The sequence below is a fragment of the Clostridium sp. genome, from assembly GCF_036643715.1.
Classification (GTDB): Bacteria; Bacillota; Clostridia; order Clostridiales; family Clostridiaceae; genus Clostridium.
The window spans coordinates 19,372-24,567 of sequence record NZ_JAVXRL010000031.1; the positions used below are offsets into that span (position 1 = coordinate 19,372).

Consider the following 5,196-nt stretch of genomic DNA (forward strand, 5'->3'; position numbering starts at 1 on the left):
TTTAATTTCACTTTCATCATAAGGGTTTACAAGTACAACACCTTTTACGTCCTCTGGATATAACTTTGCAAAGTTTGTCATAACTAAGCTTCCATATCCTTCTCCAACTAATATGTAAGGACCATTTGCCGCAGCCTTTCTAAGTAATATCTTTAAGTCACTTGCTTGATCTTTTGGTGCAATCTGACTTCCTCCATCACTATATCCGTATCCTCTTCTATTATATATAAAAGTCTTTACTCCAAGTTCTTTCTCTACTTTATCAGCAACAGGTTTCCATTCTGATGAATCTGCTCCTGTTGAACCATCGAATATTACTGTGAAATCACCACTTCCTCCAGTTTTATATTCTAATTTCTTTTCGTTAACTCTAGTATAGTCCATACTTGAGTTAGCTTTCTCTCCTGTATAAAAATCATATCCCCATTGGAATATCATCCCTGATCCTATAATAATTAAAATAATAATTACTATTCTTTTAAATAATGTCATCTTAGGTATTTTTTCTCTCATATCAACTTTATGTAAGCTGTTAGATTCAGGTAATAATCTCATATTCATCCCCCTGTCATGCTATAGCTTTAAATTTGGTTTTGCATTTAAATCTAAAGTAGACTCTTCGCCTTTTATAAATTTAAAGTACGCTGCACTTCCAATCATAGCAGCATTATCTGTACATAGTACTGGTTCTGGGAATAATATCTTTATTCCTCTCTTTTCACCTTCAGAAATTAATGTTTCTCTAAGTGCTGAGTTTGAAGCAACTCCACCAGCTATTGCTATTTTATCTAAATTCTTTTTCTCACATGTTTTAAATACATTATCTTTTAAAACTTCAACAACTGCATATTGGAATGATGCAGCAACATCTGCTCTATTAACTTCAATATCTTTCATTTTAGCTTTATTTAAGTAATTTAATACCGCTGATTTAACTCCACTAAATGAAAAGTCTAATGTTTCTTCGTGGAATCTAGCTCTTGGGAACTCAATTGCGTGCTTATCCCCTTCTTTTGCTAATTTATCAACTTTAGGACCTCCAGGATATCCAAGACCTATTGCTCTTGCAACCTTATCATAGGCCTCTCCAGCAGCATCATCTCTAGTCTCTCCAATTACTTCGTAAACACCATAATCCTTAACATGAACTATAAAAGTGTGTCCACCTGACACAACTAATGAAACAAAAGGTGGTTTTAAATCTTTAGTTTGTATATAATTTGCAGATATATGTCCTTCTATATGATTAACTCCTATTAAAGGTTTCTTTGATGACATTGCAAGTCCTTTAGCATATTGAAGCCCAACTAATAAAGCTCCAACAAGTCCAGGTCCATAAGTAACCCCTATTGCATCTATATCATCTAAAGTTACGCCTGCTTCTCTTAGAGCTTCTTTAACAACTCCATCAACTACTTCTATATGCATTCTTGAAGCTACTTCTGGTACAACTCCTCCGAATTTTGTATGGGTATCTATTTGTGAAGCTATTATGTTAGATAAGACTTCTCTTCCATTTGCAACAACAGCAGCAGAAGTTTCATCACAGCTTGATTCAATTGCTAAAATTAATTTTCTATCCATTTAAACTACCTCTTCTATCTATATTTCGTATAAAATCAACTATTTGTAATTATACTTCATTACAAATCCATTATCAATTAAACACATACTTGTTAAGTATTTTTTAATAATGTATATTTAAATTATATATGTTATATTATAAACTTTCAGTAAATTTATATTTCAAACTATGGAAAATTAATATATAAAGGAGAAATTATATGTCATCTACTGCAAAAGTTATTGTTAAAGGATCTCCTATAACAAAATCTAACTTTAAATTACATAATAAAGATGGAAGAGCTATTCTACCTTCAAATAGTGGACAATATCATGATAGATACGCACTATATGAACAAGAGATAGCTTATACTGCAAGAGTTCAAAATCCAAGCATTGTATTTAGTGAAAGTCTAATCGCAGTACTTAAGGTTTATTATAAAAGTGAAAAAAGACATCCAGATACAATTAATATTTCAAAAAGTATTTTTGATGGTATAGAGAAAAGTGGTCTTATTATTAATGATGCTCAAATAGTAAAAATTTTTACAGAAGAATATTATGATAAAGAAAATCCAAGGTTCGAACTTGAACTTTATCCACTTAGTGAATTTTCTTTTTCTTATGCAATTACAAAAAGAGAGGATACTTTAGAAAAGAAATGTTACTCTCCTATAAAAAAATCTACACCTTTAACTAAAATAAAACCTAAAGAAATAAAAAAAGAACCATCTAAGGATACATGTGAAGTGTGCAATAAAAAAGTATCAATTAAAGATTCCATAACAGCAAATAAAGGTAAAACTTTAATATGCAAAAATTGTTTTAGTAAATTATTTTAATATAAAGAGGGTGATTTTTATGAAATCAAATGAAAGATGTGTAGTTTTACTAGGTGATAGCTTAACTTTTGGATATGGTGTTAGTAAAAAAGACTCTTTCGCTTATAAAATAGGTGAATCTCTTAATAACGTGACTATTTTAAATAAAGGAATTAATGGTGATACTACATCTTCAATGCTTTCTAGATATTTTAATGATGTAATTAAAAATAATCCAAGCACGATTTTTATTATGGGTGGTACAAATGATTTATTAAGTGGAAGAAATGTAGATTATATTATTAAAAATATAGAATTACTAATTAAGGAAGGCTTAGAGTACAAAGCTAATATAGTTGTCGGTATACCCCCTATTATATTGCGTAGCATGGCTGAAAATCTTTTTATGGAATCAAATTATTATAAAAACTGTGAAGAAAACCTTCCTATTTTAAGAAATGAATTAATTAATCTAAATAAAAAATACCCTTTCAAATATGTTGATCTTTACGAATTAACTAAAAATCATATAAATGAAAGGATATTTCTTGATGGAATTCATCTTAATGCTCTTGGAAACGACTTAATATTTAAGGCTATTATGGATGTAATATGATGCACACTCACCAGCATCATAGCCATCCACATCCTCAAATTCCATACACTCATTTCCATATATAACATTACCACATGCAAATATTCCATCTTTTGAAGTTTCATAATTGTTTAATTTAAATGTATTTTTAACTTCATCTAATTCTAAATTAAGTTCTTTAACTATGCTAGTCTCAGGATAATATCCTACTGATAAAAATATAGAATCGCACTTTATATCTTTTATTTCATCTGTATCAACATCAAGTAACCTAACATTGTTAACTCTCTTTCTTCCATATAACTCTAATAACTTTCCATTTTCTATAGTTTTTATATTAAAGTCTTCAAGCATGCTCCTATGAGATTCATTAAGTTTAAATCCACTGTCAGCATCTATTATTAATGCAGCTACTTTTCCACCTTCAATTTCTAATCTTCTAGCTAGAATAAGTGCCCATTTATTATTAGCAACTATTACAGGATTTTTACCTGGAAGTATGCCTTCAAAATTAATAAATCTATGTGCATTACCTATAGTGAATACTCCGCTATATTTACTAGTTGGAATTGAAATATTACCAGTGTACCTCTCTCTACAACCTGTAGCTAATATTATACATCCAGCTTTTATATCCTTTATTCCTTCTTTTTCATTTACATAAGTTATTACTTTATCTTCTGAAATATTTAAAACGCTAGTTTTCTTTTTCTTTGTATAATCATATTTTGAAAGCTTAATTTTAATTAATTCTACAAACTCAGGTCCTGTAATCTCTTCATCTAAATATGATTTTCCAAACCCACTATGAATGCATTGATTAAGTATTCCACCTAGATCCTCTTCTCTTTCAATTAAGAGTACACTAGTTACCCCTTTCTTCAATGCTGCTAAAGTAGCTGTCATTCCTGCAATCCCACCACCAACAACTACCAAATCATATTTTTTCATCCTAAATACACTCCCTTACTGTATGTTTTTCGGTACTATAACTTTGATTGCCTTTGGAACAGCTTCAAAAGTTATATCTTTTGAAGTAAATATTTCTCCATCAAGGTTTACTTTAGTATCTACTTCTGATTTTACACTTAATTTATTACATCTTATGTGCTTTATCTCTTCTACTCCACTAATATCTTTACCTTGAACTACCTTAGGTAAAAATCTTATTAGTCTATGTAATTTTGGCTTTTTAATTGCATAAATTTCAAGTAACCCATCATCAATTTTTGCATTAGGTGCAATTTTTATTCCTCCACCATAGTATTTGCCATTTGCTGCAGTTATTAAATACATATTGTCTTTAATAACTTTACCATTAAGTTCAAATGTGAATTCCATTGGTTTAAATGTAAAAAGAGTTTGTATAAGAGATATAGTATACGCCATATTCCCACTTATATACTTCTTTTTCTTATATTCTCTTGCATTATAAACTACACTTGCATCAAAGCCTATTGAAGATATATTTAAATAATATCTGTCATTAAGTTTTGCAATATCTATAGTTTTTTCATCTCCATTAACAAGTTCTTTAAGTATATTATCATACTTATATCCCTCATATAACGTTCTTGCAAAATCATTTCCTGACCCTGCTGGTATTACTGCAAGTGAACTATTTGATCCAATAACACCATTTAATACTTCATTTAGTGTTCCATCTCCACCAATTGAATATACTCTGCAGTCCTCTTTATCTGTTCTTTTTTTAACTTCTTTTGTTGCATCTAAAATCTCTTTTGTGACTATTATTTCATAATCATCATCTATAGATTTAAACATATGCTCTATTTTTTCCTTGAATTGGACTGCTTGTCCTTTCCCTGCAACAGGATTAATTATAAAAATGTGTTTCATAAACTACCCCAAATTTTAAATTTTAATTACTCTCTTACTATTCATTATTTCAACGATGGCATACATATTACCAATTTCACCTGTTAATAAATTTTCTTTTAAATTATAAAAATCTAAACATGCTCCACAGCTTATAACCTTTGTACCTTTTCTCTCTAATTCCTTTATACTTTCTATTACATCCGTTCCTTCTGTAACAAGTTTAACTCCTGAATTTAAAAATATTAGTTCATCTGGTATTTCTGTTGCTTCACTTAATGCGTACATATAACTTTTCATAAGCATTGTACCTAATTTTTCATCGCCTTCACCCATTTTATCAGTTGTTATAATAATTGAAAATGTATCTTTATCCTC

7 protein-coding genes are annotated in these 5,196 nt (G+C 29.4%); 2 read left to right on the forward strand and 5 right to left on the reverse strand.

Annotated features, from left to right (window positions below; translation table 11 throughout):
* Both RSF37_RS09970 and tsaD read right to left on the reverse strand, forming a co-directional pair.
* Positions 1 to 555, reverse strand: a 555-nt coding sequence (locus tag RSF37_RS09970) for an alpha/beta fold hydrolase (RefSeq protein WP_332564262.1), incomplete at its 3' end; no start/stop codon positions are given.
* Positions 556 to 573: 18 nt separating this feature from the next.
* Positions 574 to 1,584 carry a tRNA (adenosine(37)-N6)-threonylcarbamoyltransferase complex transferase subunit TsaD gene (gene tsaD, locus RSF37_RS09975; RefSeq protein ID WP_332564263.1) on the reverse strand — a complete coding sequence of 337 codons (1,011 nt, stop codon included), beginning with the start codon at positions 1,582 to 1,584 and terminating at the stop codon, positions 574 to 576.
* 200 nt (positions 1,585 to 1,784) lie between these two features.
* Between tsaD and RSF37_RS09980 the strand changes: the two genes are divergently transcribed.
* Positions 1,785 to 2,405 carry a RusA family crossover junction endodeoxyribonuclease gene (locus RSF37_RS09980; protein ID WP_332564264.1) on the forward strand — a complete coding sequence of 207 codons (621 nt, stop codon included), beginning with the start codon at positions 1,785 to 1,787 and terminating at the stop codon, positions 2,403 to 2,405.
* 19 nt (positions 2,406 to 2,424) lie between these two features.
* Positions 2,425 to 3,000: an SGNH/GDSL hydrolase family protein gene (locus RSF37_RS09985; protein ID WP_332564265.1), complete on the forward strand. Its 576-nt coding sequence runs from the start codon at positions 2,425 to 2,427 to the stop codon at positions 2,998 to 3,000.
* Here the strand turns inward: RSF37_RS09985 and RSF37_RS09990 are convergent.
* From RSF37_RS09990 to yedF, 3 genes are all read right to left on the reverse strand, one after another.
* Positions 2,968 to 3,930, reverse strand: coding sequence for an NAD(P)/FAD-dependent oxidoreductase (locus tag RSF37_RS09990; RefSeq protein WP_332564266.1), 963 nt, complete (start codon positions 3,928 to 3,930; stop codon positions 2,968 to 2,970). The two genes, RSF37_RS09985 and RSF37_RS09990, sit on opposite strands and share 33 nt — an antisense overlap.
* A gap of 15 nt (positions 3,931 to 3,945) precedes the next feature.
* On the reverse strand, positions 3,946 to 4,839 hold the full coding sequence (locus tag RSF37_RS09995; protein WP_332564267.1) for a diacylglycerol/lipid kinase family protein: 894 nt from the start codon (positions 4,837 to 4,839) through the stop codon (positions 3,946 to 3,948).
* A gap of 15 nt (positions 4,840 to 4,854) precedes the next feature.
* On the reverse strand, positions 4,855 to 5,196 hold a 342-nt coding region (gene yedF, locus RSF37_RS10000; RefSeq protein ID WP_332564268.1), incomplete at its 5' end, for a sulfurtransferase-like selenium metabolism protein YedF.

Coding starts and splice junctions, on each gene's coding strand:
- RSF37_RS09985 (WP_332564265.1), top strand. CDS start 2,425: ATGAAATCAAATGAAAGATGTGTAGTTTTACTAGGTGATAGCTTAACT.
- RSF37_RS09990 (WP_332564266.1), bottom strand. CDS start 3,930: ATGAAAAAATATGATTTGGTAGTTGTTGGTGGTGGGATTGCAGGAATG.
- RSF37_RS09980 (WP_332564264.1), top strand. CDS start 1,785: ATGTCATCTACTGCAAAAGTTATTGTTAAAGGATCTCCTATAACAAAA.
- RSF37_RS09995 (WP_332564267.1), bottom strand. CDS start 4,839: ATGAAACACATTTTTATAATTAATCCTGTTGCAGGGAAAGGACAAGCA.
- tsaD (WP_332564263.1), bottom strand. CDS start 1,584: ATGGATAGAAAATTAATTTTAGCAATTGAATCAAGCTGTGATGAAACT.